This window comes from Isoptericola sediminis (assembly GCF_013085345.1).
GTDB classification, from domain to species: domain Bacteria; phylum Actinomycetota; class Actinomycetes; order Actinomycetales; family Cellulomonadaceae; genus Isoptericola; species Isoptericola sediminis.
In genome coordinates this window covers 17,019-41,951 of sequence record NZ_JABFAJ010000007.1, presented here as the reverse complement: position 1 = coordinate 41,951, position 24,933 = coordinate 17,019, and the positions used below count along the sequence as shown (strand labels likewise).

General features: G+C 74.6%; 24 protein-coding genes. 11 read left to right on the top strand and 13 right to left on the bottom strand.

What is annotated here, in order from left to right:
• Positions 1-4 precede the first annotated feature (4 nt).
• Positions 5-1,666, top strand: a complete 1,662-nt coding sequence (locus HLI28_RS03960) for an outer membrane protein assembly factor BamB family protein (protein WP_171246208.1) — start codon at positions 5-7, stop codon at positions 1,664-1,666.
• 87 nt (positions 1,667-1,753) lie between these two features.
• Here the strand turns inward: HLI28_RS03960 and HLI28_RS03955 are convergent, their stop codons facing one another.
• Together HLI28_RS03955 and HLI28_RS03950 are read right to left on the bottom strand one after the other, a co-directional pair.
• Positions 1,754-2,557: an ABC transporter permease gene (locus HLI28_RS03955; protein ID WP_171246207.1), complete on the bottom strand. Its 804-nt coding sequence runs from the start codon at positions 2,555-2,557 to the stop codon at positions 1,754-1,756.
• Positions 2,554-3,453, bottom strand: coding sequence for an ABC transporter ATP-binding protein (locus tag HLI28_RS03950; protein ID WP_171246206.1), 900 nt, complete (start codon positions 3,451-3,453; stop codon positions 2,554-2,556). Before HLI28_RS03950 ends, HLI28_RS03955 begins: the two co-directional genes overlap by 4 nt.
• A 131-nt stretch (positions 3,454-3,584) precedes the next feature.
• Between HLI28_RS03950 and HLI28_RS15895 the strand changes: the two genes are divergently transcribed.
• Entirely contained in the window at positions 3,585-4,877 is a 1,293-nt protein-coding gene (locus tag HLI28_RS15895; RefSeq protein WP_343035638.1) for a sensor histidine kinase, read from the top strand.
• A complete protein-coding gene (locus HLI28_RS03940; protein ID WP_171246205.1) occupies positions 4,874-5,545 on the top strand; it encodes a response regulator in 672 nt (223 codons plus the stop codon). Before HLI28_RS15895 ends, HLI28_RS03940 begins: the two co-directional genes overlap by 4 nt.
• A 258-nt stretch (positions 5,546-5,803) precedes the next feature.
• On the opposite strand, the gene HLI28_RS03935 is transcribed toward HLI28_RS03940, so the two are convergent.
• Complete coding sequence (locus tag HLI28_RS03935) at positions 5,804-6,172, bottom strand: helix-turn-helix transcriptional regulator (protein WP_171246204.1); 369 nt, start codon at positions 6,170-6,172, stop codon at positions 5,804-5,806.
• 130 nt (positions 6,173-6,302) lie between these two features.
• A complete protein-coding gene (locus HLI28_RS03930; protein ID WP_171246203.1) occupies positions 6,303-7,088 on the bottom strand; it encodes a deoxyribonuclease IV in 786 nt (261 codons plus the stop codon).
• A 121-nt stretch (positions 7,089-7,209) separates the two neighbouring features.
• Between HLI28_RS03930 and HLI28_RS03925 the strand changes: the two genes are divergently transcribed.
• Complete coding sequence (locus HLI28_RS03925) at positions 7,210-7,443, top strand: hypothetical protein (protein WP_171246202.1); 234 nt, start codon at positions 7,210-7,212, stop codon at positions 7,441-7,443.
• Between the two features lie 30 nt (positions 7,444-7,473).
• On the opposite strand, the gene HLI28_RS03920 is transcribed toward HLI28_RS03925, so the two are convergent.
• A complete protein-coding gene (locus HLI28_RS03920; protein WP_171246201.1) occupies positions 7,474-8,043 on the bottom strand; it encodes a COG4315 family predicted lipoprotein in 570 nt (189 codons plus the stop codon).
• Positions 8,044-8,201: 158 nt separating this feature from the next.
• On the opposite strand from HLI28_RS03920, the gene HLI28_RS03915 reads away from it, so the two are divergent.
• From HLI28_RS03915 to HLI28_RS03900, 4 genes are all read left to right on the top strand, one after another.
• Positions 8,202-8,882: a YceI family protein gene (locus tag HLI28_RS03915; protein ID WP_343035637.1), complete on the top strand. Its 681-nt coding sequence runs from the start codon at positions 8,202-8,204 to the stop codon at positions 8,880-8,882.
• A 5-nt stretch (positions 8,883-8,887) separates the two neighbouring features.
• The gene (locus HLI28_RS03910; protein ID WP_171246200.1) at positions 8,888-9,391 is read left to right on the top strand and encodes a sigma-70 family RNA polymerase sigma factor; all 504 of its coding nucleotides are present in this window, start codon (positions 8,888-8,890) and stop codon (positions 9,389-9,391) included.
• The gene (locus HLI28_RS03905) at positions 9,388-10,104 is read left to right on the top strand and encodes an anti-sigma factor family protein (RefSeq protein ID WP_171246199.1); all 717 of its coding nucleotides are present in this window, start codon (positions 9,388-9,390) and stop codon (positions 10,102-10,104) included. The genes HLI28_RS03910 and HLI28_RS03905 overlap by 4 nt, the downstream gene beginning before the upstream one ends.
• A 143-nt stretch (positions 10,105-10,247) precedes the next feature.
• Positions 10,248-12,902: a phosphoenolpyruvate carboxylase gene (locus HLI28_RS03900; RefSeq protein WP_171246263.1), complete on the top strand. Its 2,655-nt coding sequence runs from the start codon at positions 10,248-10,250 to the stop codon at positions 12,900-12,902.
• Between the two features lie 74 nt (positions 12,903-12,976).
• Here the strand turns inward: HLI28_RS03900 and HLI28_RS03895 are convergent, their stop codons facing one another.
• From HLI28_RS03895 to HLI28_RS03870, 6 genes are all read right to left on the bottom strand, one after another.
• Positions 12,977-13,741: a VOC family protein gene (locus HLI28_RS03895; protein WP_171246198.1), complete on the bottom strand. Its 765-nt coding sequence runs from the start codon at positions 13,739-13,741 to the stop codon at positions 12,977-12,979.
• A 44-nt stretch (positions 13,742-13,785) separates the two neighbouring features.
• Positions 13,786-14,760 (bottom strand): 5'-3' exonuclease, encoded by a 975-nt coding sequence (locus tag HLI28_RS03890; RefSeq protein WP_171246197.1) that lies wholly within the window; start codon positions 14,758-14,760, stop codon positions 13,786-13,788.
• A 63-nt stretch (positions 14,761-14,823) separates the two neighbouring features.
• A complete protein-coding gene (gene crcB / locus HLI28_RS03885; RefSeq protein WP_171246196.1) occupies positions 14,824-15,210 on the bottom strand; it encodes a fluoride efflux transporter CrcB in 387 nt (128 codons plus the stop codon).
• On the bottom strand, positions 15,207-15,662 hold the full coding sequence (locus HLI28_RS03880; RefSeq protein WP_343035635.1) for a fluoride efflux transporter FluC: 456 nt from the start codon (positions 15,660-15,662) through the stop codon (positions 15,207-15,209). The genes crcB and HLI28_RS03880 overlap by 4 nt, the downstream gene beginning before the upstream one ends.
• A 55-nt stretch (positions 15,663-15,717) precedes the next feature.
• A complete protein-coding gene (locus HLI28_RS03875) occupies positions 15,718-16,719 on the bottom strand; it encodes a sigma-70 family RNA polymerase sigma factor (RefSeq protein WP_171246194.1) in 1,002 nt (333 codons plus the stop codon).
• 44 nt (positions 16,720-16,763) lie between these two features.
• Positions 16,764-19,109: a SpoIIE family protein phosphatase gene (locus tag HLI28_RS03870; protein ID WP_171246193.1), complete on the bottom strand. Its 2,346-nt coding sequence runs from the start codon at positions 19,107-19,109 to the stop codon at positions 16,764-16,766.
• Between the two features lie 148 nt (positions 19,110-19,257).
• Between HLI28_RS03870 and HLI28_RS03865 the strand changes: the two genes are divergently transcribed.
• Complete coding sequence (locus tag HLI28_RS03865; RefSeq protein ID WP_304604692.1) at positions 19,258-19,953, top strand: hypothetical protein; 696 nt, start codon at positions 19,258-19,260, stop codon at positions 19,951-19,953.
• 64 nt (positions 19,954-20,017) lie between these two features.
• A complete protein-coding gene (locus HLI28_RS03860; RefSeq protein WP_343035633.1) occupies positions 20,018-21,217 on the top strand; it encodes a MalY/PatB family protein in 1,200 nt (399 codons plus the stop codon).
• A 21-nt stretch (positions 21,218-21,238) separates the two neighbouring features.
• On the opposite strand, the gene HLI28_RS15890 is transcribed toward HLI28_RS03860, so the two are convergent.
• Positions 21,239-22,321 (bottom strand): D-alanyl-D-alanine carboxypeptidase family protein, encoded by a 1,083-nt coding sequence (locus HLI28_RS15890; protein ID WP_171246192.1) that lies wholly within the window; start codon positions 22,319-22,321, stop codon positions 21,239-21,241.
• A 37-nt stretch (positions 22,322-22,358) separates the two neighbouring features.
• Here HLI28_RS15890 and HLI28_RS03850 point away from each other — a divergent pair, with 37 nt between their 5' ends.
• Positions 22,359-24,365 carry a penicillin-binding transpeptidase domain-containing protein gene (locus HLI28_RS03850; protein WP_171246191.1) on the top strand — a complete coding sequence of 669 codons (2,007 nt, stop codon included), beginning with the start codon at positions 22,359-22,361 and terminating at the stop codon, positions 24,363-24,365.
• A 42-nt stretch (positions 24,366-24,407) separates the two neighbouring features.
• Here the strand turns inward: HLI28_RS03850 and HLI28_RS03845 are convergent, their stop codons facing one another.
• Complete coding sequence (locus tag HLI28_RS03845) at positions 24,408-24,866, bottom strand: hypothetical protein (protein ID WP_171246190.1); 459 nt, start codon at positions 24,864-24,866, stop codon at positions 24,408-24,410.
• Positions 24,867-24,933 lie beyond the last annotated feature (67 nt).

The following is a 24,933-nucleotide window of genomic DNA, read 5'->3' as shown; positions in this document are numbered from 1 at the left end:
AGAGGTGGGGCGACGACGAGGTGCCCCCGAGGGGGCGTTCACGTTCGACCTCGTTCCTGACGGGTCCGAGGCCGGTCGTGAACCTGCGTCCCAGGAGGCCGCGGACCCCGGTGAGTCCGCCGGCGCAGTCCCGGGACCGGCGTCGGGAGCCCGACGGCGGTGGTCCGGCCGGCCGCGGCGGGTGCGCTGGGTCGGGGTCCTGGGCCTGGTGGGGGTGCTGGCCGCCGTGGTGCTCGTCGACGGGGCCGCGGACCGCTGGCGTGGTGACGACCTGCGTGCGGCGGCCGGCGGGGTGACGGACCTCTCGGGCCCGCCCTTCGAGGCCTGGAGCCTGAACGAGGACATCGGCGGGCTCGGGCTGAGCGGCGGGCTCATCGCCATGCAGGGCGAGGTGGTCGCGGTGCACCGGCACGACGAGCTGGTGGGCATCGACCTGGCGACCGGGCGACCCCGGTGGACGGTCCAGCTCGACGATGCCGACGGGAGCTGCGGACCGGGGATGGCCGTCTGGGGTGACACGATCGACGTCCGCCCCGCCGAGCTGGTGGTCTGCGTGGCCCAGGAGATCGACGGGGAGGCGCACGTCACCGTCGTCGAGGACGACGGCAGCGTGCTGGTGCGCCGCACCGTCGAGGGCGACCACGACCTCGTGGTGCCGGGTCCCCGCGGCACGGTGGTGTCGGCGACGTGGGTGGGCGACCCCGAGGACGTGGACGTGGACCTGCGCGGCGACCCGCTGACCAACCTGACCGTGATCGGGGAGATCGACGACGGCTACGACCTGGAGCTGAGCGCCGCGGACGCCGTCACCGGTGAGGAGCGCTGGGTCACGACGGTGCCGTTCGGGCAGGTGCGCGACCGGACGCAGTGCGTCTCGTGGGACGTCGGCGGGCGCAACGCCCGGGTCGACCGGCGTGCCACGCTCGACCACGCGGTCGGCCGGGAGCTCATCGGCGTCGCGGGCTGCGGCATCCTGGCCTACCTCACGCCGGAGGGCAAGCGCCTCGACGTCCCGGACGTCGCGACCGACGACGACGACGTCGTGCGGCGGGTCCGGCCGCTCGCGGACGGGGGGTACGTCGTCTCGAGCGGGGTGTGGAACCGACCGGCCCTGGAGCACGACGTCCTGGGTGCCGACGGGGAGCGCCTGTACTCGGTCGAGGGGCGGGTCCTCGACCCCCTGTCCACGGTCGGTGGTGACGCCGACGAGCTGCTGGTCGCCTTCGCCGCGCGGACGATCGCGCTGGACCGCGCCGGGGAGGAGCTGTGGCAGGCGGACATCAACGCCGAGCGCCTGCTGGCCCGTACCGACGACGTGGCGGTCGTGCTGGACAGCCGGGACCGCGTCGTCGGCCTGGGGCGCGAGGACGGCGCCGTGCGCTGGGTCCGGGACGACCTCGTCGTCCAGTACTCGGCGCTGGCCGGCGGCGGTCGGAGCGGCGAGCTGGAGGCCGCCTTCACCGACGGCACGGTCGTGGCCGTCGTCGTGCCGACCTACACCGGCGAACGGGTGCTGGCACGGTGGAGCGCCGTGGACGCGGCGACCGGCGAGGACCTGTGGTCCACCGAGCTCTCCTCGGACGGCTGGGGCCTGGACCTGGCCGCCGCGGGTCACCTCCTGCGGTGGTCACCCCGCGGGCTGACCGGCTACGCGACCGGGTCCTGAGCACGGCGCCGCCGGGCCGCCGCCCGTCCGGGCGGACGGAGCGGACGGCCCGGCCGCCGTCGTGCCGGCACCCCGGCGGCCTGCGGGTCAGGCGGTCTTGACCTCCCCGCGCTGCACGCGCCAGGTGCCGAGCGCCAGGGGCAGGCCGACCCAGATCGCCGCCGACGTCGCGAGCTGCGCCCACTCGGTGCCGCCCAGCGACCCGCCCGTGATCAGCGGGACGGAGGACGTGGAGAGGTCGAGCCAGGGCCACACGTCGGACCATGAGGTCAGGAGCATCGTGATCGCCCCGACGATGGAGGGTACCGCGAGGTAGACCACGATCGCGGCCGGGGTGCTCTGCAGCGCCAGGCCGAACGCGACGCCCTGGACCATCCAGAGCACGATCATCAGGGCCATGCCGGCGGTCATCGCGCCGAGTCCCCAGTCCGGCGAGGCGTCGCGCAGCATGACCACCCCGACGTGGGCGACAGCGGCGATCCCCACGGCCACGACGAAGAACGCCAGCCCGGAGCCGACGGCGGTCAGCAGCTTGGCCCCGACGACGCGTCCGCGGCGTGGCTCCAGCGTGAACGTGGTCAGCGCCGTGCGCTGCGACCACTCGGCCGTCGTGGCCAGGATGGCGACGATCGGCAGCAGCATGGCCAGGGGCGTGGAGGTGGTCGAGACGAACGTCTCGAACGACACGTCGCCGTCACCGACCAGGGCCGTCACGGTGACGACGCCGGCCGTCAGCAGCGCGATGATGACGAACAGCCACCGCACGGCCCGGGTGTCGAGCTGCTTGCGCCACTCGACCAGCGTCAGGCGGGAGAAGGGGACGGGGCGGATCTCGGCCGTGGTGCGGGCACCGGTGCGGCGGGTGGTCCGGGTCTGGTCGACGGCGGTCATGCCGAGACCTCCTCTCGGGCGTCCGCGGCGGTGAGCTCGAGGAACAGCTCCTCCAGCCCGCGGGAGTCGGCGGGGCGCAGCTCGGTCACGAGGACACCCGCGCCCGCAGCGGTCCGTGCCACGGTCTCGGCATCGGCCGCGACGGACAGCCCACCGTGGACTCCCGCCTCGACGTCGACGCCGGCGCGGCGCAGCTCGGCGGCCAGGGCCTGGTCGTCCAGCGAGCGGACCACCACGCCGGCCGCGCGGAGCAGCTCGTCCTTGGTGCCCTCGGCCACGACCCGGCCGCGGCCGATGACGACGAGCCGGTCGGCGACCTGCTCGATCTCGGACAGCAGGTGGCTGGACAGCAGCACGGTGCCCCCGTCGCGCGCGAAGTCGCGCAGCAGGTCACGCATCCAGCGGATGCCGGCGGGGTCGAGGCCGTTGGCGGGCTCGTCGAGGATCAGGACGTCGGGGTCCCCGAGCAGCGCGGTCGCGAGGCCGAGCCGCTGCCGCATCCCCAGGGAGTAGGTGCGCACCCGGCGTCCGGCCTCGGCGGGGGTGAGCCCCACGGTGTCGAGGACCTCGTCGACGCGACGACGCTCCACCCCGGTCAGCAGGGCGGCCAGCACCAGCGTCTCGCGGCCGGTGCGCCCGGCGTGCTGGGCGGAGGCGTCCAGCAGGACGCCGACCCGGCGGCCGGGGTTGGCGAGCGCGGCGAAGGGCTTGCCGAGGATCCGTGCGGCCCCGCTCGTGGGCGGGGTCAGGCCCGTCATCATGCGCATGGCGGTGGACTTGCCGGCGCCGTTCGGGCCGAGGAATCCGGTCACGAGGCCCGGTTCGGCGGTGAACGACACGTCGTCCACGGCCAGGACGGGCCCGTACCTCTTGGTCAGGTGTTCCACGGTGATCATGGCCCCACCCTCGCGCGCGGCGCCGGGGCAGCACATCGCCCGTGGGGAGGGTCCGTGTCGTCCCGTGGGAGGGTTCGGGCTCATCCCTTCGGATGATGCCCCGGCGTCCCCGGTGTGCCTAGGCTCGTAGGGTGCCCGCCCCGCCCGTCGACCCCTACCGGTACTCCCCGGCGGACCGCCCGGCACCGGGGGTCGCGGGACCGGCCCCGACCGCGCCGCCGACCGCTGCGCGGTGGCGCCGCGTGTGGGGCGAGGCCTGGCGGCTGCTGGCGGCCTTCGCGGTGAGCATGCTCGTCGCCGGCACGGTCGCGTGGGAGGTGGAGACCGGCCAGCGCGAGTCCACGCCCGACCTCCTCGCCCTGGACATCTCCGTGGGACTGCTCTGCTTCGGTCTGGTGCTGCTGCGCCGCCGGTTCCCGACGACCGTCGCGCTGCTGATCGCGGCGGCGTCGACGGTCTCGGTGTTCTCCTCGGGTCCCCTGGCGCTCGCGGTGGTCTCGCTCGCGACGCACCGGCGCTGGTGGCGCATCGGCCTGGTCGGAGCGGTGTTCGTCGTGGGTGGATGGGTCTACGGGGCGCTGTACCCGGTCGACGACGGCATGAACTGGGTCTTCGACGTCGGCAGCGGCATCGGTGCGTACGCGCTGATGGTCTGGATCGGCGCGTACGTCGGGTTGCGGCGGGAGCACCTCGCCGAGCTGCACGAGCGGGTGGCGACGGCGGAACGGGAGCAGGCGAGCCGGGTCGCCCAGGCGCGGGCGAACGAGCGGGCGCGGATCGCGCGGGAGATGCACGACGTGCTCGCCCACCGCATGTCCCTGGTGGCGATGCACGCCGGCGCGCTCGCGTATCGCAGCGACCTGCCACCGGAGAAGGTCGCCGAGACCGCGGGACTGGTCCGGGACAGCGCCCACGAGGCGCTCGGCGAGCTGCGCGAGGTGCTCGGGGTGCTGCGCGGGCTGGACGGGCCCGGCGCTCCCCGGCAGGCCGGCCCAGGGGTCCCGGTCGACCGGCCCGAGAGACCGCAGCCGACGCTCGCCGACGTGGCGGACCTGGCGCGGGCGACCGAGGAGGCGGGGACGGCCGTCCGGGTCGTCGACGAGACGGACGAGGCCGCCCGGTTGCCGACCACGACGTCGCGCACCGCCTACCGGATCGTGCAGGAGGCGCTGACCAACGTGCGCAAGCACGCGGCGCACATGCCGGCGACGGTCCTGCTGCGGGGTGGTCCCGGCCGGGGACTGTCCATCACGGTGTCGAACCCGACGCCGGCGACGGAACCTGCGACCGCTGCCGACATCCCGCCGTCGGGCCTCGGGCTGCTCGGTCTGGTCGAGCGGGCCGAGCTCGCGGGCGGTTCCCTCACGACGCACGAGGCTGACGGCGGGTTCACCGTACGGGCCTGGCTACCGTGGTCGTCATGACCGACACGATCTCGGTGGTGGTGGTGGACGACGACCCCCTGGTGCGAGCCGGATTGGGGCTGATCCTCGGCGGAGCGCCCGAGGTGCGTGTCGTCGGGGACGCGGACGACGGGGACGCGGGGGTCGAGCTGGTGCGACGGGTCCGGCCCGACGTCGTGCTGATGGACATCCGCATGCCTCGCGTCGACGGGATCGAGGCGACACGGCAGCTGGCCGCGGCCGACGCGACGCCGCGGGTGATCGTGCTGACCACGTTCGACACGGACGACATGGTGCTGCGCGCGCTGCGCGCCGGAGCGGCGGGGTTCCTGCTCAAGGACACGCCACCGGACCAGCTGGTCGCCGCGGTGCGGGCGGCTGCGGCCGGCGAGCCGACGCTGTCGCCGTCGGTGACGGCCCAGCTCATCGACCAGGTCTCGGGTGGTGCGGCCGCGGAGTCGGAGGCCGGCCGCCGGGCGGCCCGACGCCGGCTGGAGACGCTCACCGACCGGGAGCGCGAGGTCGCCGCGGAGCTGGCCCGGGGGCTGTCCAACGCCGAGATCGCCGGTGAGCTGTACCTGAGCGTGCCCACGGTGAAGACGCACGTCTCGCGGATCCTGGACAAGCTGGCGGCGGGGAACCGGGTGCAGGCGGCCATCGCCGTGCATGACGCCGGACTCGCCCCGTAGCCCGTCAGAGGTCTCGTCTCCTCGAATCCCCGGCTCGACCCGGTTCGCCGTCGCCGGTGGGTTGTCGTTCTGCGTGGTGTCAGCAGGGCCTGAGTCGTGACGTCCGCGCGGTCGCGGATCACGCATGGCGTGAGAATCACGCCATGCGTGATCCCGGCACGCCAAGACGTCGGCACGCCCGCGGTGCGCACACCCCCGAACACGACATCCAGCTGCTGGCTGCTGCCGGAGACGGGGCCACCGGTCCGCCGGCCCGACCTACCAGGCCTGGATGCCGCGGGGCCGGGGCGCCTCGGTGACCAGGTCGACGACGCGACAGCCGAAGAGCTGGGCCAGCGTCCCGATCTCGTCCAGGGACCAGGCGACGCGGCCGCGGAATCGTGCCGAGACCGCCGTCCGTGACAGTCCGACGGCGGCCGCGAGGTCCTGCTGGGACATGCCACGGCGGGCCGTCTCGAGCCGGACGGCGCCCGCGGCCACCATCGCGAGCCCGTCGTGCGCGACGCGGGGCGGGAGCCGACGGCGTGGCGGACGGGCGAGCTCGAGATCACCGTCGGGTCGTGCTTCGGCGTCGTCGAGGTCGACCATCGGCTCCAGGTCGGGGGGTGGCACGGGAAGACGTCGCATCGGGTCAGGGTGGACGGGTGCCATCGCACGGGTCGACCGTCGTCCCCGACGGCGCGGGCGGACCGTCGCTGTCCACAGGTCGTGCGTCGTGCTCGGGGCCGCTCGTGGAGCGCGGAGGCGCTCGTGATGCTCAGAGGCGTTCGCGCAGCCAGGTGATGTCGGTCCCGACGTCGCCCTTCGTCTCGCAGACCACGGGTGCCCCGGCGGCACGGATCACCGCGAGCAGCAGCTCCTCCGGGATCTCGCCCGCCCCGAAGTTCGTGTGCCGGTCCGCCCCGGACCCGGCGGCGTCGCGGGAGTCGTTCGCGTGCACGAGGTCGATCCGGCCGGTGATCGCTCGGATGTCGTCCACCACCGTCGACAGGTCCAGGCCGCCCGCCCAGGCGTGGCAGGTGTCGAGCGTGAACCCCACCTCGACGTCGCTGTCGGCCTGCTGCACCGCGGCCCAGAGCTGCTCGATCCGGTCGAGCCGGCGCGCCATCGAGTGGTCGCCCCCGGCCGTGTTCTCGATCAGCACCGGCACGTCCGTCTTCAGGGACTCGATCGCCTTGCGCCAGTTGTCGAACCCCTTCGCCGGGTCGTCCGTCGCGGTGACGTGGCCGCCGTGCACGACGACGCCCTTCGCCCCGATCTCCCCGGCGCCGGTCATGATCTGCTGCAGCAGCTTGCGGCTGGGGATGCGGATGCGGTTGTTCGTCGAGGCCACGTTGATGACGTAGGGGGCGTGCACGACGACGTCGACACCGGCCTCGGCCGTCGCGGTCCGGAAGGCCTCGGCCCCGCCCGGGTACTCCAGCGGCGGCACCTTCCACGCCTGCGGGTCGGACAGGAACACCTGCACGACGTCGGCGCCCAGGGTGCGGGCCTCGGTCACGGCGTCGGCGAGGCCGACGTGGGCACCGATCTTCACGCTCATGGTCACCACCCTAGGCGGGCGGTCCGACGACGGGGTGCGATCTGGGCCCCCACCAGCATCGACGCGGGCGCCTCACGACGCTAGGTTGGCGCTGACGGTCGATCGCCACGAAGGAGTCCCGATGGATATGTCGTACGCGCTGGCCCTGCTCCTCGTGCTCGGCGCCCTGGCGGTGGTGGCCGCCGTGGTGCTGGTCATCGTCCTGGTGGCGCGGGGTGCCGACCGGTCGTCCGCGACCCCGAGCGGTGCGTCGCTCGAGGACCGGCTGGCGGAGGTGGACAGGCTCCACGAGGCCGGCCGCGTCACCGACACCGAGCGCGACGAGGTCCGCGCCCGCCTCCTCGGCACCCTGTGACCTGGCCGACCGGGAGCGTCACCGCACCGGTCAGTACCCGCCACCGCCCTCGGTGACGGCGGACCCGTCCGGGGCCACCACCCACCAGACGTCGTTGACCCCCTGGCCGGAGACCTCGCCCGGGGCGGCGTCGTTGGCGAACAGGTACACGGGACGGCCGTCCAGGGTCACCTGGAGCTCGCCGTCGTTGCCGGTGATGGTGCCGACCTCCGCGGTCACGCCCTCGACCTCGGGCTCCTCGGACCCGGCGTGCACCGGGGGCCACGCGGCCAGGCAGTCGCCCTCGCACGCGCTCGTCCCGGAACCCGGCTCGTCGTTGTCGAAGACGTAGACGGTCATTCCCACGCCGTCGACGACGATCTCGCCCAGCTCGCTGTCGGCGGTGCCGAGCACCGGCCCCATGGAGTCGTCGTCCATGTCCTCGGACTCCGTGTCCTCCGTCTCCATGTCGTCGGACCCGGTCGCCTCCTCCTCGCCGGTCGTCGCCTCGGTCGCCGTCTCCTGCGCAGCGGGCTCCTCCTGCGTGGAACACGCCGTCACGGCGGCGAGCGCCGCGACGGCCGAGATCGCCACCGTGGTCGTCCTGGTGATGCGTCGCATGGTCACTCCTCGTGTCGGTCCGTCACCCCGTACGACGGGACCGACCGCTCCGGGGTTCACCGTGGGGTGAACCTCCGGGGGTCGTGTCCCGTCGTACGGGGTGCGGGCGCGTCGGAGGGCGGGCGTCCCGTCCAGGGCGAGACGAGGAGGTGGGCAGCGTGCGGGCAGGGGCCACGGCGGCGATCGTCGCCGGAGCGGTGGTCGTGGTGGGCGCGACGGCGGTTATCGCCGGCCCGGGACTGTACGCGGACTGGGCCAACCGGTCGGCCGCGGACGCCCCGTCGGTCACCGGCACGGCGACGGAGGTCGACCGGGCCGACCTGGAGGGCGAGTGGACGGTCGCGACCGGGTCGTTCGCGGGCTACCGCGTGCACGAGGTCCTGCGCGGTGAGGACGTGACGGTCACCGGACGTACGGATCCGGCCTCGTCGGACGTGACGGGCACCGTGACGGTCGCCGACGGCAGCGTCACGGCTGCCGAGGTGGTCGTGCGGGTCGAGGCGATCGCCACCGACCAGGCGCCGCGGGACGCGTACTTCCGCGCTAGCGTCATGGACGTGGACACGTTCCCGACGGCCACCTTCGAGCTCACGGCGCCCGTGGTGCTCGACCCGGGCGGGCGCGACGTCGAGCTGACCGGTGACCTCACGCTGCGCGACGTGACCCGGGAGGTCACCGTCCCCGCGCAGGTCGCCGCCTCCGCCGACGGTGCGCAGGTGGCGGGCAGCGTCCCGGTGACCTTCACCGACTTCGGCATCGAGGCGCCGTCGCTCGGCTTCGTGGAGGTGGACGAGGAGGGGGCCGTCGAGTTCTCCCTCGAGCTGGTCCCGGCGGGGTGACGTCCGTGGCCACCGACGACCAGCTCCTCACGGCGATCCACACCGAGCACGCCGCGGACCTGCACCGGTACGTGACCCGGCTGGTGCGCGACCCCGGCGAGGCCCAGGACGTCGTCCAGGAGGCGCTGCTGCGGCTGTGGAGGCATCCCGACGTGCTCGAGCGCCCCGAGGAGTCGGTCCGTGCCTGGTTGTTCACGGTCGCGCGGCACCTCGTCGTCGACCAGGCCCGCAGCGCGCGTCGTCGCCGCGAGCGCACGACCGACCAGGTGCCCGAGATCCCGGAGCCGGACGCGACCCAGGCGGTGCTGGACGCCTGGCTGGTCGCCGACGCGCTGTCCGGGCTCTCCGCGGACCATCGTGCCGTCGTCGTCGGCGCCTACTACGGCGGCCGCACCGTGGCGGAGCTGGCCGTCGAGCACGGCGTGCCGCCGGGCACCGTCAAGTCGCGCCTGCACTACGCGCTGCGCGCCCTGCGGCTCGCCCTGCAGGAGAGAGGAGTGACGTCATGACCGCCCCTGGTGGACCGGCCGGGTCGCCGCCGGACCCCTACGTCGAGTGGGACGCCGCCTACGTCCTCGGTTCCCTGGGCCCCGGGGAACGGCGCGAGTTCGAGGCGCACCTGGCCGGCTGTGCCGACTGCCGGGCCGCCGTCGCCGAGCTCGCCGGGATGCCCGGTCTGCTGGCGGGACTCCCCGCCGGCGACGCCGTCGCGCAGCTCGAGGACGGTGCCGCGGCCGACGGTGACGCCGTGCCGATCACGGCGCTGGCCCGCCGGGCCCGCCGGTCCCGCCTGCGTCGCCGGTCCGTCGCGGCGGTGGCGGCCGCCGCGCTCGCCGTGGCCGGGGTGCTGACCGGCCTGACCCTCGACGCGGCGCCGCCCGACGGGGCTGCGGTCGTGGAGGCGGCGGACGTCGAGGTCCGGCTCGCCCCCGTGGGCTCGGCCGACGTCACGGCCTCCGTGGCGGCCTCCTCCCGGCCCTGGGGGACCCTGCTGCACTGGAGTTGCGAGTACCCGGCGGTGCCCGGCTCCTACGGGGACCTGTCCTACGAGCTCGTGCTCGTGGACAGCTCCGGGGCGCGCCAGGTCGTGGCGACGTGGGCGGCCGTCGGGGAGTCGGCCCGAGGCCTGCAGGCGTCGTCGGCGCTGCCGCTGGAGGACGTCGTGCGGGTCGAGATCGCCGTCGCCGGGCGCCCCGACCCGCTCGCCTCGGCCGACGTCTGACGACCCCCGTCCCTCGTGACCGCCTGGCGGACGCCAACTATGTCCCAAGCGAGGTTCCGCTTAGTCTGAAGCGCGTGAGCGACAACTACGGACACCAGAGCCCGACCACGGGCGCGATCGAGCGTGTGGTCGCCCGTCACGAGATGCCGGACCCGCTGCGTGACGACATCCGGCTGCTCGGCGGACTCCTCGGGGACGTCCTGCGCGAGGCCGGCGGGCAGGACCTGCTCGACGACGTCGAGCGCCTGCGCGAGCTGACGATCCGCGCCTACGGCGTGGACGACGGCGGCGCCGCGCTGGCCGAGGCCTCGGACGTCGTCGCGGGGTACTCGCTGGAGCGGGCCGAGCAGGTCGCGCGCGCCTTCACGTGCTACTTCCACCTGGCCAACCTGGCGGAGGAGTACCACCGCGTGCGCGTGCTGCGGCAGCGCGAGGCCGAGTCCGGCGCGGCGATCGAGGAGTCGCTGCCGGCGGCCTTCACCCGGCTGACCGAGGAGGTCGGACGCGAGGAGGCGCTGCGCCGCCTGTCCGAGCTCGAGTTCCGGCCGGTGCTGACCGCCCACCCGACGGAGGCCCGTCGTCGGGCCGTGTCGGGGGCGGTCCGACGGATCTCCGACCTGCTGGCCGACCGCGACACCGTCGAGCTCGGCGGGACCTCGCGCTCGGAGAACGAGCGCCGGCTCATCGCCGAGATCGACACGATGTGGCGCACCTCGCCGATCCGCGCGTCGAAGCCGACGGTCCTCGACGAGGTCAAGACCGCCATGGGCGTCTTCGACGCGACGCTGTTCGAGATCTACCCCGAGGTCTACCGGCGCCTGGACGACTGGCTGCTCGACGGCGACGCGGGACGCACCGAGCCCCTCGCCAAGCCGTTCGTCTACCTGGGTTCCTGGATCGGCGGCGACCGCGACGGCAACCCGAACGTCACCGCCGAGGTGACCCGGCAGGCGGCCACGCTGGCCGCCGAGCACGCCCTGACCGCCCTGGAGCAGGCGGCACGGGCGACCGGGCGCAAGCTCACCCTCGAGGAGGCGACCACCCCGGCCTCCGACGGGCTCAAGGCGCTGTGGCAGCGGATGCGCCAGCTCTCGGAGGGGCTGGCCGCCCAGGCCGCCGCCGAGTCCCCGAACGAGCCGCACCGCGCCGCCGTGCTCGCGATCGCCGGCCGGATCGGCGCGACCCGCGCCCGCGACGCCGACCTCGCCTACCGCGAGCCGGCCGAGCTCGAGGCGGACCTGGCGATCGTGCAGAGCTCGCTGGTCGAGGCCGGTGCCAACCGGGCCGCGTACGGCGACCTGCAGCGGCTGCTGTGGCAGGTGCAGAGCTTCGGGTTCCACCTGGCCGAGATCGAGGTGCGCCAGCACTCCCAGGTGCACGCCGCCGCCCTGGAGGAGATCCACGACAAGGGTGTGCACGGCGAGCTGTCGGACCGCACCCGCGAGGTGCTGGACACGTTCCGCGCCCTCGGTGCCGTGCAGAAGCGCTTCGGCCAGCGGGCCGCGCGTCGCTACATCGTGTCCTTCACCCAGGCGCCCGAGCACATGGCGGCCGTGTACGAGCTCGCGGCGCTGGCGTTCGACGGCGCCGACGACGCACCCGTCGTCGACGCGATCCCGCTGTTCGAGACCTTCGCCGACCTGGAGAACTCGGTCGACATCCTCGAGGCGATGCTCGAGATGCCGCAGGTGCAGCAGCGGCTGGCCGAGAACGGTCGCCGGGTGGAGGTCATGCTCGGCTACTCCGACTCGTCCAAGGACGTCGGTCCGGTCGCGGCGACGCTGGCGCTGCACTCGGCGCAGTCGCGCATCGCGCAGTGGGCGCAGCGCCACGACATCACCCTGACGCTGTTCCACGGCCGGGGCGGTGCCCTCGGCCGCGGCGGCGGTCCGGCGAACCGCGCGGTGCTCGCGCAGCCGCCGCACTCGGTGGACGGCCGGTTCAAGCTCACCGAGCAGGGTGAGGTCATCCTGGCCCGCTACGGCAACCCGACGATCGCGGCCCGGCACATCGAGCAGGTGGCGGCGGCGACGCTGCTCGCCTCGGCCCCGTCGACCGAGAAGCGCAACGCCGAGGCCACCGAGCGGTTCTCCGAGCTCGCGGCGGCGCTCGACGCCACGTCGCGCGCCCGGTTCCACGAGCTCGTGAAGTCCGAGGGCTTCCCGCAGTGGTTCGCCGAGGTGACGCCGCTCGAGGAGGTCGGCCTGCTGCCGATCGGTTCGCGGCCGGCCAAGCGCGGCCTGTCGGTCAACTCGCTCGACGACCTGCGGGCGATCCCGTGGGTGTTCTCGTGGTCGCAGGCGCGGATCAACCTCGCCGGCTGGTACGGCCTGGGCACGGCGCTGCGCGAGTACGGCGACCTGGACGAGCTCCGGGCCGCCTACCGCGAGTGGCCGCTGTTCACCACGCTGCTCGACAACATCGAGATGTCCCTGGCGAAGGCCGACGAGCGCATCGCCCGGATGTACCTCGACCTCGGCGACCGGGACGACCTGGCCGAGATGGTCCTGACCGAGATGCACCGCACCTACGAGTGGGTGCTCAAGGTGACCGGCAACCAGTGGCCGCTGGCCAGCCGCCGCGTGCTCGGCCGCGCCGTCCAGCTCCGCTCGCCGTACGTCGACGCGCTGTCGCTGCTCCAGGTCCGCGCGCTGCGGGCGCTGCGCACGCAGGGTGCCAGCGAGGGCCTGACGGTGGACGACGGCGAGTGGGTCGACGGCGGGTACAAGGACCGCTGGCGGCACCTGCTGCTGCTCACGGTCAACGGCGTCTCCGCGGGCCTGCAGAACACCGGCTGACGTCCGCACGGCTCCGGTCGGCGCTCCGGCGTCGGCGGGAGTCGTCGTGCGCCGCGGACCCGCCGGGGCCGTGCTCAGGCGGTGAGGATGCGGAAGGCCGCTCCGTCCGGGTCGGTGACCTCGGCCATGCGTCCGTAGGGCGTCACGGCCGGCTCGCCGTGCACCGTCCCGCCGAGGTCGACCGCGCGCGCTGCCGCGACGTCGACGTCGACGGCGCCGAGGTAGACCACCCAGGACGACCGGCCGTCGTCCCCGAGCGGCGCGGCGGCGTCGAAGAGCCCGGCCACGGCGGCGTCCCCCGCCCCGTGGGTCGCGTAGCGGAAGGCGTCGTCGTCGGCCATGACGTGCACGTCCCAGCCGAGGGCGTCGCGGTAGAACGGCAACGCCGCCTCGTAGTCGCTGGTCCACAGCTCGAACCAGCACGGGGCTCCGGGTTCGGCCAGGCGGGTGAAGCCGGGATGGCCCGTGGCCTGCCAGAACCCGACCGGCCCGCCGGCCGGGTCGGTGGCGAACAGGTAGCGGCCCATCCCCGGGACGTCCTGCGGCGGGACGTCGACGGTCCCCCCGAACGCCCCGATGCGACCGGCGACCCCATCGGCGTCCGTCGTCCACAGGTACACGTGCCATCCCGGGGTCTGCTCGTCGCCCTGCAGCGGGGCCACCCCCGCCACCGGCGACCCGTCGTGGGTGAACTGGCCGTAGTGGCCGAAGTGCTCGCCCAGGTCCCGGTGCTCCCAGCCGAACAGACCGGTGTAGAAGGCGACCGCCGCGTCAAGGTCGTGGGTCGCCAGGTCCATCCAGCCGGGCGCTCCCTCGGGCAGGTTCTCCACAGCGGGCATCTCGGCGGCTCCGTTCCGACGGCGGGGCGCACGGTCACAGACGATCACGCCTGCAGGGCGCTCACCACCCGGTGCACGCTCGAGCCGATGCCCCACCGCTCGGCCAAGGTCTCGAGGGCGGCGGGGTCGGCGGGCTCGTTCGGCAGGGAGTCGTCGAACGGCTCCAGCGGGGCGTCGTGGGCCACGCGGACGACGTCGGGGGCCACCGCGAGGTAGTCGGCCGCCGCGGCGATCTTCGTCCGCTGCGACGGCGTGACGCCCTTCTCCCCGGCGGCCGCGGCCGCGAGGATCCGGTCCAGCGTCCCGAACGTCGCGAGCAGCTTCGCGGCCGTCTTCTCCCCGATCCCGGCGACACCGGGCAGGCCGTCGGAGGGGTCGCCGCGCAGCACCGCCATCTCGGCGTACGCGGTGCCGGTCGGCACGCCGTACTTCTCGGCCAGCCGGGCCTGGTCCACGACGTCCGGGTCGCGCACGCCACGGGCGGGGTAGAGCACGACCACCCCGGCGGCGTCGTCGACGAGCTGGAACAGGTCGCGGTCCCCGGTGACGATGCCGACCTGCGGGCCCGGCCCCTCCGCCTCGTCCGGGGTGCCGCCGTCGGCCCTGGGCCCGTGCGCCGCGACCTCCCGGGCGACGAGCGTGCCGATGACGTCGTCGGCCTCGTAGCCGGGCGAGCCGACGCGGGCGATGCCCAGCGCGGCGAGCACGTCGACGATGACGGGGATCTGCGCGCGCAGGTCCTCGGGCATCTCCTCGACGTCGGGGCCGTCGGAGCGCAGCTCGGCGACGCGGTGCTCCTTGTAGCTGCCGATGGCCTCGACCCGGAAGGCCGGACGCCAGTCGTCGTCCCAGCATGCCACCACGCGGTCGGGACGGTGCTCGGTGACGAGGAACGCGATCATGTCGAGCAGGCCGCGCACGGCGTTGACCGGCCGGCCGTCGGGGGAGCGCAGGGAGTCGGGCATGCCGAAGTAGGCGCGGAAGTACAGCGACGCGGTGTCGAGCAGAAGCAGGCGCATGGGGTCAGCCTGGCACCTCGGCGGCGTCGGGGCCGTCCACAGGCCTGTGCACCGGCGAGCCGTTCAGCCCAGGGCGGCCGCCACGAGCACCAGGCCGCCGGCGACGGCCAGCACCGAGACCGTGAGCGTGCTCAGCGCGTGCACCACGGCCCGGACGGGTCGGCCGCCCCGCAGCATCGTCGCGGTCTCGACGATCGAGGTCGAGAACGTGGTGAACCCGCCGCAGACACCCACGGCGAGGAGCAGCTGCCACGGGGACGCCTCGCCGGAGAGCACGAACCAGCCCGTGACGAGCCCGATCAGGAGCGAGCCGACGGCGTTGACGATCCAGGTGCCCCACGGGAAACCGTCCGGCCGGCGGGCCCTGACCGTGTCCGCGAGCCAGAACCGCGCGGCGGCGCCGACGCCCCCGCCGACGCCGACGAGCACCGCTCCGAGCAGTCCGCTCATGCGCCCTCCTCGGGGTGGAGGAGGCGCCCGAAGGTGCTGCGGGAGGTCCGCAGGCCCAGGAGGATGCCGAGCAGCGCCGCGAGCGTGCCGAGGACCAGCGTCGCGCCGGCGTAGACGGCGGCGACCGACCAGGCGCCGTCACCGGTGAGCGTGGTGGTCTCCAGCGCCAGGGCGGAGTAGGTGGTGAAACCGCCCAGCACACCGGTGCCGAGGAACAGCCGGACCCGGCGCAGCCGCGGCGTCTCGAGACCGCGGCGCGCCACCGCCTCCAGCAGCCAGCCGAGCAGGAACGCGCCGAGCACGTTGACCGCCAGGGTCGCCCAGGGCCAGCCGCCGGACCCGGGCGGCAGGGCCAGTCCCACGCCGTAGCGACCGGCGGACCCGAGGGCTCCGCCGGCGGCGACCAGCGCGACGAGGCGGACGTCGCGGTGCGGGTGTCGGTCGGGAGCCACGGTGCCCATCCTGCGTGCCGCCCCGCCCCGCGGTCCACCGGCCCCGCAGCAGAGGTCAGGCGGTCGCGGGCGGCAGACGGTCCGGCAGCCCGAACCGGGGGAACCACGTGGCCGTGTCCAGGAACGTCGTGATCCCGGTGACGCGGCCCGCGCCGTCGTCCTCCAGCACCACCAGCCCCCAGGGTGTCCAGCCGCCGTCGGGGGACGCCCGGTACTGCCCGAACGCCATGGACCCGTTGGCGTGCACCCGCAGGCACCGCGACCCCCGGCAGCCGTGCCCGGGCCCGACCATCCAGCGCACGATCTCGCGCGGACCGTGGACCCACAGGGTGTAGGGGGGCATGTTGAGCACGGCGTCGTCGTGCAGCAGCGCGACCAGGGCGTCCATGTCGTAGCGCTCGAAGGCATCGAGGTACCGCCCGAGCAGCGCCTCGTCGACCTGCCCCCGGCTCCCGGCGTCCCGGGAGAGGTTCTTCGACCCGAGCGTGGCGCGCGCCCGCTGGAGCGCGCTGTTCACCGAGGCCACGGTGGTGTCCAGCAGGGACGCCGTCTCCGCCGCCGACCAGCGCAGCACCTCGCGCAGCACCAGCACGGCCCGCTGCCGGGGCGGCAGGTGCTGCAGCGCCGCCACGAACGCCAGCCGCACGGACTCCCGGCCCACGGCCATGTCCGCGGGGTCACCCTCGCGCGGCAGCACGGCGTCGTCCGCGACGGGTTCGACCCAGCGGTCCTCGGCCAGGGTGTCGCCGAAGTTCTCGATCTCGGCCGGCTGCGGTGCGCCGATCCCCATGGGGCGTTCCCGGCGCTTCGCCGACCCGAGGTGGTCGAAGCACACGTTGGTGGCGATCCGGTACAGCCACGAGCGCAGCGAGGAGCGCCCCTCGAACCGGTCGTAGGCGCGCCAGGCGCGCAGCATCGTCTCCTGCACGGCGTCGTCCGCGTCGGCGGCACCGCCGAGCAGCCGGTAGCAGTAGCCGGTCAGCTCGCGGCGATAGGTCTCGAGCTTCTCCTCGATCGCCGACGAGGCGCCGGCCTCGGGGGAGGCCGTCTGTGTCATGCCTCACACGGTAGGTCGGCCCTCCGACACCCGCGCGCAGAGGGTCAGGTGCGCCGGCGCCGGGCCTCGTCGCGCGTCCACGGCAGCACCCGCTCGACCAGCGGGACCGAGCTCGTGCTCGGCGACTGGCGGCGGACGACGGGCACCACGCCGGTCAGCGGCCGGGCCGACCGGTCGATCTCGAACCAGACCGTCTTGCCCTCGCCCTGGGCACCGTGGCGACCGACCGCGGCGTCCGGCAGGTGCTGCTCCACCCCCCAGCGGGAGGCCAGGCGTTCCATGAACTGCACCCCGCGGCCCGACAGGTCCTGCGGCGTCGGGGCCTGCAGGACGGGCCGCCGCGTGCAGCCGTCGCGGACCGCGACCCGCAGTCGCGTCGCGTCGACCTCGACGGTGACGACGATCGGACCCCTGCCGTGCTCCAGCGCGTTGGTGAGGATCTCGCTCGAGAGCAGCATCGCGGTGCGGCGCTGCTCGGCGTCGACGCTGCACGACTCCAGCACGTCGTCCACCCACCGGCGGGCCGGCCCGAGGTCGCTGAGGTCCTCGTGCGCGACCTTGCGCTCCGCCGTGGCGGGTCCGGCGGCGGACGGCGGGCCGGACGGGGCGGGGACACGGGCGCGGGCCACGAGCACGGCGACGTCGTCGCGCTGGGCGCGGCCGACCAGCCGGCGCACCAGCGCGCGCGGGAGCGCCGCGGTGGCCTCCCCGTGCACGTCCGCCAGGGCCTTCTTGAGCTCGGCCATCCGGTCGCCGAGCGGTACGCCGCGCCGTTCCACCAGCCCGTCGGTGTAGAGCACGAGGGTGTCGCCGGGGAGCAGCCGGTCGACGTGGTCGCGGCGTCGCACCCCCGGGTCGACACCGAGGAGCATGTCCGGGCGGGCCTCGAGCTCCTCGACCGAACCGTCCCGCCGCAGCACCAGGGGTGGGGGATGACCGGCGTCGGACCAGGTCAGGGTGTAGCCGCGTTCTGGGGTCCCGTCCGGACCGGTGTCGCCGCGGGGCTCGGCGTCGTGGTCGAGCCGCACGACGACGGCGGTGGCCATCGCGTGCAGCCCGAGCTGGCTGTCCGCCCGGTCCAGCCGGGACAGCAGGGCCGCCGGTGACTCGTCGTGGCTCCAGGCCAGCACCCGCAGCATGGACCGGAGCTGGCCCATCTGCGCCGCCGCGTTGACGTCGTGCCCGGCCACGTCCCCGATCGACAGGACGGCGGCCCCGTCCTCGTGGACGACCGCGTCGTACCAGTCGCCGCCGACCTGGTCCGTGCGGGCGGCCGGGGCGTAGGTCGTGGCGATGTCGAGGTGCGCGACCGCGGGCGGGTCGGTCAGCAACGACTCCTGGAGCGTCGTGGCCACCCGTCGGCGGGCCTCCAGCAGCGCGACCCGTTCCAGGGCCATCGCCACGTACCGCGTCACCGTGGTCTCCAGGGCGGCGGTGGCGGCGTCGTGGTCACGCTCGTCGGCCCAGACGCACACGACCACGCCGACGACGTCGTCGTCGGCGATGATCGGCAGGAACGAGCGGGCGCCGGTCGAGGTCAGGCCGAGACCGGCCATGGCCGGGTAGGCGGCGATCATCTCCTGGTGGTCCCGGTAGAAACGGGTGCGCTGCTCCCGCACGGCGGCGACGTCCGGGCGGGGCGCGTCGAGGCGCAGGTTGCGCATCTGGTCGGGGAACCCGGGCTCCTGGTGGCCGACGGTGACGTAGCGCAGGTGACGGCGGTCGGCGTCGACGAGGGCCAGGGAGCACCATCGCGCCCCCATCCCGGCGCCGACCACCTGCGCGATGGTCTCCTCGATCTCCTCGATGGTGGTCACGCCCGCGAAGCGTTCGGACAGGCCGAGCAGGAACTGGGCGCGCTGGTGGGCACGGAAAGCCACCTGCTCGGCACGTCGGGCCCGCTCCCGCTCGGCGCGCAGCCGCAGCTCGCCCGTGCACGAGGCCGCCAGGTCGGACAGGGTCGCCAGGTCGGCGTCGGTCCAGTCCCGGCGGTGCTCGGACAGGGCCCAGAGGGCTCCGACGACCTCGCCGCGGCTGTCCTCGACGGGGTAGCCCGCCAGGGCACGCACCCCCATCTCGGTGATCATCCCGCGACCGGCGACGAGCGGTTCGTCCGCGACGTCGGGGACGATCAGCGGCGTGCGGGTCTCGGCGACGATGCGCGTCGCCGGCCGCTCGAGGCGGTAGACACGGCTCCGCTGGACCTCCTCGGGCAGGCCGACGGCCCCGGGAAGGTACTGGACGTCGTCGCCCCCGAGCACGATGAAGGACGCCGCCTGCACGTCGAGCGTGCGGCGGGCGATCCGCACGATCCGGTCGAAAACCTCGTCGGCGGGGGAGTCTCCTGGAGCGCCTTGGGTCAGCGAACCCAGGACCTGGGTCTCGGGCACGGTCCCAGTATGGCCCTGATCACGGCGCCGGCCGCACACCGTCCGGGCCACGTCGGTGATCCGTCCCGGGCACCGGTGACGACTTCCCGTTGCGATCTACGTCACACCGCGCGCACACTGGAGCAAGGACCAAGACGGGGGTGGCACCGTGGTGGGAACCGCTGGAACGTTCGACGCACTGCCCATGCTGGGCCGTGGCAAGCACCGCAACCCGAAGAAGGGCGCCTGCTTCATGGAGCTGGCGTCGTTCCTCGCCGGGGAGCGCTGGAGTGATCATCCCCAGTGCACCCATCCGCTGCTGGCGATGCTGGCGCGCGCCGTCAACGACCTGACGTCCGACCATCACCGGCCCCGGCTGGCGCCGATGATCCCGTCGGTGATCGGGCTCAACAGCGACGACCCGCACTGGGACGTGCGCATCGCCCTGCGGGCCGCCCAGACCGCTCTGCCCGTCGCACCGGCCGACCGTCAGCAGACCCTCGCGGTGGCGGTCTACGGGGCCGAACGGATGCTGGACGTCCTCGACGCCCGGCCGGAGGGGACCATGTCGCCGGAGAGCGTCGCGGCGCTGGCCACCGTCCCGAAGACCGCCGAGTGGGCCCGTCGGTTCTGCGCCGGCACGCACGTGAAGCCGAAGCGGTTCGTGCGCGACGCGGCGCCGTCCGTCGTCTCCACGGCCGTCCAGGGCATCAGCGAGTCCTTCCTGCCCGACGTCGACGCCCGGCTGCGCGCCCTGCTCGCGGACACGATCGCCGACGCCCGCCGCTGGTCCGGTCTCCAGGAGGCCGGCGAGTCGCTCCGGCAGGACCAGTGGGCGGACGTCGTCCGTCCCGCCACGGTGTGAGCCACCGGGCCACGGTGTGACCGGAGGAACTGCCGACGTCAGCGTCGTCTGCTAGACCGGGGACGTGATCGACACCAGCGTCAGCCCGCTCGACCGGCTCTCCCTCGACGACCTGCGCCGTCGTACCTCGGTGAAGTGGACCGCCTATCCCGAGGACGTCCTGCCGATGTTCGTCGCCGAGATGGACGTGCCGCAGGCGCCGTTCGTCGTCGACGCGGTGACCCGTGCCCTCGAGGTGGGTGACACCGGGTACGACCGCGGCACCACCTACGCGGACGCGCTCGTGCCGTTCGCGCAGCGCCGCTGGGACTGGACCCCCGACGCGTCCACGAGCCGCACGCTGCCCGACGTCATGGTCGCCGTCACGGAGATCCTGCGGGTGCTCACCGCCCCGGGCGACGCCGTCGTCGTCACCCCGCCCGTCTACCCGCCGTTCTACGGGTACACGCGCAACGAGGGACGACGGGTCGTCGAGGCACCCCTGACCGACGCCGGCCGTCTGGACCCGACGACGCTCGAGGCCGCGTTCCGCGAGGCGACCGGTGGGGGACCTGCCAGCGGGCGACCCGGGTCGGGGCGGCGTGCCGTGCTGCTGCTGTGCAGCCCGCACAACCCGACCGGCACGGTCCACACCCGCGACGAGCTCGAGACGGTGCTCGACCTCGCCGGACGGTACGGCGTGCGGGTCGTGGCGGACGAGATCCACGCGCCGTTCACGGTCGCCGACCTGACCGACGGCGGCACGCCGTTCACGCCGCTGCTGAGCGTGCCCGGCAGCGAGAGCGCGATCGCCGTGCACTCGGCGTCCAAGGCGTTCAACCTCGCCGGTCTGCGGGCCGCGACGGCGCTGGCGGGGCCCGACGCCGTGGCCGACCTGCGCCGCGTCCCCGAGGAGGCCGGGCACGCCGTCAACCACCTCGCGGTGCTGGCGCACGCCGCCGCGTACACCGAGGGCGACGCATGGCTCGACGCCCTGCGCGCCGGGATCGTGCGCAACCGGGAGCTCGCGACGCGGCTGCTGGCGGAGCACGCCCCCGCGGTCCGGGTCCACCCGGCCGAGGGCACCTACCTGATGTGGCTGGACGTGCGCGACGCCGTCCCGGCCGGGGTCGACCCGCACCGGCACGTGCTGCGCACCGCGAAGGTGGCGCTCGGCGACGGACGGGACTTCGGTGCCGGTGGTGACGGGTTCCTGCGGCTCAACCTCGCCACCTCCGTCGACATCCTCACCGAGGCGGTGGAGCGGCTCGGCCGGGCGTTCTGATCCGGTGCCCGCCCGCCGCCGTCACGCCACGCCGAAGGCCTCCTCGAGCGTCGTGCCCGTGCGGTGCACGTAGGTGGCGAGGTCCTCGCCGACGTACCGCAGGTGCCACGGCTCGGCGTCGTAGCCGGTGATCTCCTCGCCGCCGGCCGGGTACCGCACCACGTAGCCGTAGCGCCACGCGTTCGCGGCGACCCAGTCCGACGACGGCGTCCCGCCGAACCGCGTGAAGTCGACGCCCGCCTCGGTGACGTCGACCGCCCAGCCGGTCTGGTGCTCCGAGTGGCCGCTGCGGGCGGAGAACCGGTCCGCCCCCGACGTGCCGTGCTGCGCGGCGTACCGGCCGAAGAGTTCCTCCTGGTAGTCGGCGGACCGGAATCCGGAGACGAGCACGAGCTCGCGGCCCGTGGCCGCGGCCGCGTCCGCGGCGAGCCGTTCGATCGCGCGGGCGGCCGCCGGAACCAGCCGGACGTCCCCGGCCTGGCCCGGGCCCTCGGGACGGACCAGGCGCTCCGGCTCGTAGCCCGCCGGGCGCACGGGGCGGTCCTTGGTCACCAGCACCGTCGGGAGGGTCGGGTCGTCGGTGGCCTCCCAGGTGACCGTGACCTCCTTGACCGCGCTCGTGGCCGCCGCGGCCGTGGCGGTCGCGGACGCCTGCAGCCGCCACCGCGTGGTCGGCGCGTGGCGCCAGTGCCGCGTGAGGGCGACCCGCGCGACGTCGGCGCCGCCGTGGTCCAGGGTCAGCGTGCTCCGCGTGAGCCACTCGCCGTCGACCCGTTGCTGCAGCGCGAGCCTCCGCCCCTGGGCCGGTGCGACCAGGACCCCGTCGGCGGACGGCTGGTCGGCGGTCCGGCGCGCGTCGGTGTCCCACCCGACGAACGAGGTCGTCCCGGCCCCGGAGTCCTCGCGCCCCCGCGTCGAGCGGGAGGCCGCCGTGGGGGTGGGCTGCGCCGCCGGCGCGCCGTCGGCGAGAGTGCTCGTCGTGCCTCCCGTCGGGTCGGGGGACGACGCCGTCCCGGCGACCGTCCCGGCGGCGAGCGCCGTGGCGACGAGGACCGTCCGGGCGAGACGGGACGACCGCCGGGGCGGGACGAATCGGGAGTTCACGACCGCAGCGTGCCAGACGGGACGCTACGCTCGCCACGTGCGCCGTCGGACATCGTTCGCCCTGACCGTCCTGCTGACGTCCGCCGTGCTCGCCGCGGCCGGGTGCACGGGCCCCGAGCGGCCCACGCCCGACGACACCGCGGAGGAGCTGGCGGACGGTCTGGCGCGCCAGGACCTGTCGGCGCTGACGCTGGTGTCCGACACCAGCGCCATCCCGCAGCAGCAGCTCACGGAGGTCGTGGAACCGCTCGTCGCCGCGGCCGGCGACGGCGACGCCGTGCCGGACGTCACCGTCGCGGAGGTGGTCGAGGCCACGACCGAGGAGGACGAGCCGCCCCGTGCGTCCGTGCGGCTCGCCTGGAGCTGGCCGCTCGCCGCGGGGCACACCTGGGACTACACCACCGAGACCGAGATGGTCTGGGCCCCGCCGCCGGAGGACTCCGAGGAGCCCGGCACGTGGGAGGTGCGCTGGGGGCCCGACGTCATCGTGCCCGGCCTCGCCGGCGGGGAGCGTCTCGAGCTCGCGGTGCTGGCGCCCGACCGCGGCGACCTCCTGGACGTGCGCGGCGAGCCGTTGGTCACCGCGCGCGACGTGTGGCGCATCGGCATCGACAAGACCTTCCTCGAGCCCGAGGAGTACGAGCAGCAGGCGACGGAGCTGGCCGAGCTCGTCGGCCTGGACCCCGCGGCCTACGCGGCGCGGGTCGAGGGTGCCGGCGACAAGGCGTACGTCGAGGCGATCACGATCCGCCAGGACCGCAAGACCTCGGGGGTGTCGTTCACCGCACGCGACGCGCGGTCGATCGCCGGCGTCAACGTGCTGGCGGACACGATGGAGCTCGCCCCGACGTCGTCCTTCGCCCGGCCGATCCTGGGCCGCGCCGGTGAGGCGACGGCCGACATCATCGAGGAGTCCGACGGCGCCGTGCAGCGGGGGGACGTCGTCGGCATCTCCGGCCTGCAGCGCGACTACGACGCCGTGCTCACCGGGACCGACGGTCTGGCGGTCCACGTGGTCGCGGGCGAGGACGGCGAGGTGCTGCGCGACGCGTACCGCGTGGAGGCCGTCGACGGCGCGGACGTCGCGACGACCTTCGACCCCGAGCTCCAGGTCCTGGCCGAGAAGGTGCTCGCCGACGTCGAGCCGGCCAGCGCGATCGTGGCGGTCCGGCCCTCGACGGGGGAGGTGCTGGCCGCGGCCAGCGGCCCGGGCGGCGCGGGCTGGTCGACGGCCACGCTGGGGCAGTACGCGCCGGGCTCGACCTTCAAGGTGGCCACGGCGCTGTCGTTGATGCGCTCCGGCGTCTTCCCCGAGGACACGGTCCGGTGCCCGCGCAGCATCACCGTCGACGGGCGCACGTACGAGAACGTCCCGGGCTACCCGCAGGAGGCGACCGGTGAGGTGACGCTGCGCACGGCGTTCGCCCACTCGTGCAACACCGCCATGATCGGCGCGGGCGCGGAGGTCCGGCAGGCGGACCTGGCGGCCGCGGCCGTCGACCTCGGTCTCGGCGAGCCGGCGGTCGGCGCCCCGGCCTTCCTCGGCGCGGTCCCGACCGAGGCGTCGGCCACCGGGCACGCGGAGGCGCTCATCGGTCAGGGCAAGGTGCTGGCCTCGCCGCTGGGGATGGCCACGGTGGCGGCGTCGGTGGCGGCGGGCGAGCGGGTCGAACCGTTCCTGGTCCGCCCGGTCGAGGGCGAGGACGACGACAGCGCGTCACCGTCGCCGTCGGCTGAGGACGCCACGGCGGAGCCGGCCGAGGAACCGGCCGGGACCGCCGACGGGCTCGGCGCGTCCGAGGCCGCCGACCTGCAGGACCTCATGGGTGCCGTCGTGTCCGACGGCAGCGCCTCGGAGCTGGCCGACATCCCCGGCGTGACCGGTGCGAAGACCGGGACCGCCCAGTACGGCGACGGGTCCCAGCAGCACGCGTGGATGCTGGCGATCGCGGACGACCTCGCGGTCGCGGTGTTCGTCGAGGACGGCGAGTTCGGCTCCACGACGGCGGGACCGCTGATGGGGAGGTTCCTCACCGGCCGCTGAGTCCGGCCCTCCGGCGGGAGGCGGTCCGCGACCGCCGGGCCGTCACTCGGGGATCGTGAACCCGTCGTCCTGGCACATCGCCTCGAGCGAGGCGACGGCCTCCGCGACGTCGTCCGGGTCGGCCGGCGTGCCGGCGAGCGCCTCGTCGAACGGGGTCTTGATCGCCTTCAGCATCGCGACGGGGCCGTTGTCCGCGTAGCGGATCCGGGAGTCGAGCCGGTAGCTGATGATGGAGAACGCCTCGCGGCTCTCCTCGGTCAGCGGCTGGTCGAGCTCGGCGGCCCAGCTGTCGACGCGGTGGTCGATCGAGAGGTCGTCACCGCCGTAGTAGCCGCTGCACGTGGTCTGGACGCGGGTGAGGGCTTCCGTCTCCGACGAGGCCTCCGGGGCGGAGGACGACCCGGACGGCCCGGACGCCGGCGAGACCGTGTCGGGCCCGGCGCACGCCGTGAGCAGGAGGGCAACGGAGACGACCGCGGTCTCGGCGTGGAGGGTTCGCATAGGAACGATTCGACACGGATCGGGCCCGACCAGGCAACTTCCTCCGGGTGTTTGTCGCGTGTCTCAC

Excerpts from the sequence above, each read along its gene's own strand:
- HLI28_RS03955 (WP_171246207.1), bottom strand. The coding sequence starts at position 2,557 with ATGACCGCCGTCGACCAGACCCGGACCACCCGCCGCACCGGTGCCCGC.
- HLI28_RS03950 (WP_171246206.1), bottom strand. The coding sequence starts at position 3,453 with ATGATCACCGTGGAACACCTGACCAAGAGGTACGGGCCCGTCCTGGCC.
- HLI28_RS03940 (WP_171246205.1), top strand. The coding sequence starts at position 4,874 with ATGACCGACACGATCTCGGTGGTGGTGGTGGACGACGACCCCCTGGTG.
- HLI28_RS03935 (WP_171246204.1), bottom strand. The coding sequence starts at position 6,172 with ATGCGACGTCTTCCCGTGCCACCCCCCGACCTGGAGCCGATGGTCGAC.
- HLI28_RS03930 (WP_171246203.1), bottom strand. The coding sequence starts at position 7,088 with ATGAGCGTGAAGATCGGTGCCCACGTCGGCCTCGCCGACGCCGTGACC.
- HLI28_RS03925 (WP_171246202.1), top strand. The coding sequence starts at position 7,210 with ATGGATATGTCGTACGCGCTGGCCCTGCTCCTCGTGCTCGGCGCCCTG.
- HLI28_RS03920 (WP_171246201.1), bottom strand. The coding sequence starts at position 8,043 with ATGCGACGCATCACCAGGACGACCACGGTGGCGATCTCGGCCGTCGCG.
- HLI28_RS03905 (WP_171246199.1), top strand. The coding sequence starts at position 9,388 with ATGACCGCCCCTGGTGGACCGGCCGGGTCGCCGCCGGACCCCTACGTC.
- HLI28_RS03900 (WP_171246263.1), top strand. The coding sequence starts at position 10,248 with ATGCCGGACCCGCTGCGTGACGACATCCGGCTGCTCGGCGGACTCCTC.
- HLI28_RS03895 (WP_171246198.1), bottom strand. The coding sequence starts at position 13,741 with ATGCCCGCTGTGGAGAACCTGCCCGAGGGAGCGCCCGGCTGGATGGAC.
- HLI28_RS03890 (WP_171246197.1), bottom strand. The coding sequence starts at position 14,760 with ATGCGCCTGCTTCTGCTCGACACCGCGTCGCTGTACTTCCGCGCCTAC.
- crcB (WP_171246196.1), bottom strand. The coding sequence starts at position 15,210 with ATGAGCGGACTGCTCGGAGCGGTGCTCGTCGGCGTCGGCGGGGGCGTC.
- HLI28_RS03875 (WP_171246194.1), bottom strand. The coding sequence starts at position 16,719 with ATGACACAGACGGCCTCCCCCGAGGCCGGCGCCTCGTCGGCGATCGAG.
- HLI28_RS03845 (WP_171246190.1), bottom strand. The coding sequence starts at position 24,866 with ATGCGAACCCTCCACGCCGAGACCGCGGTCGTCTCCGTTGCCCTCCTG.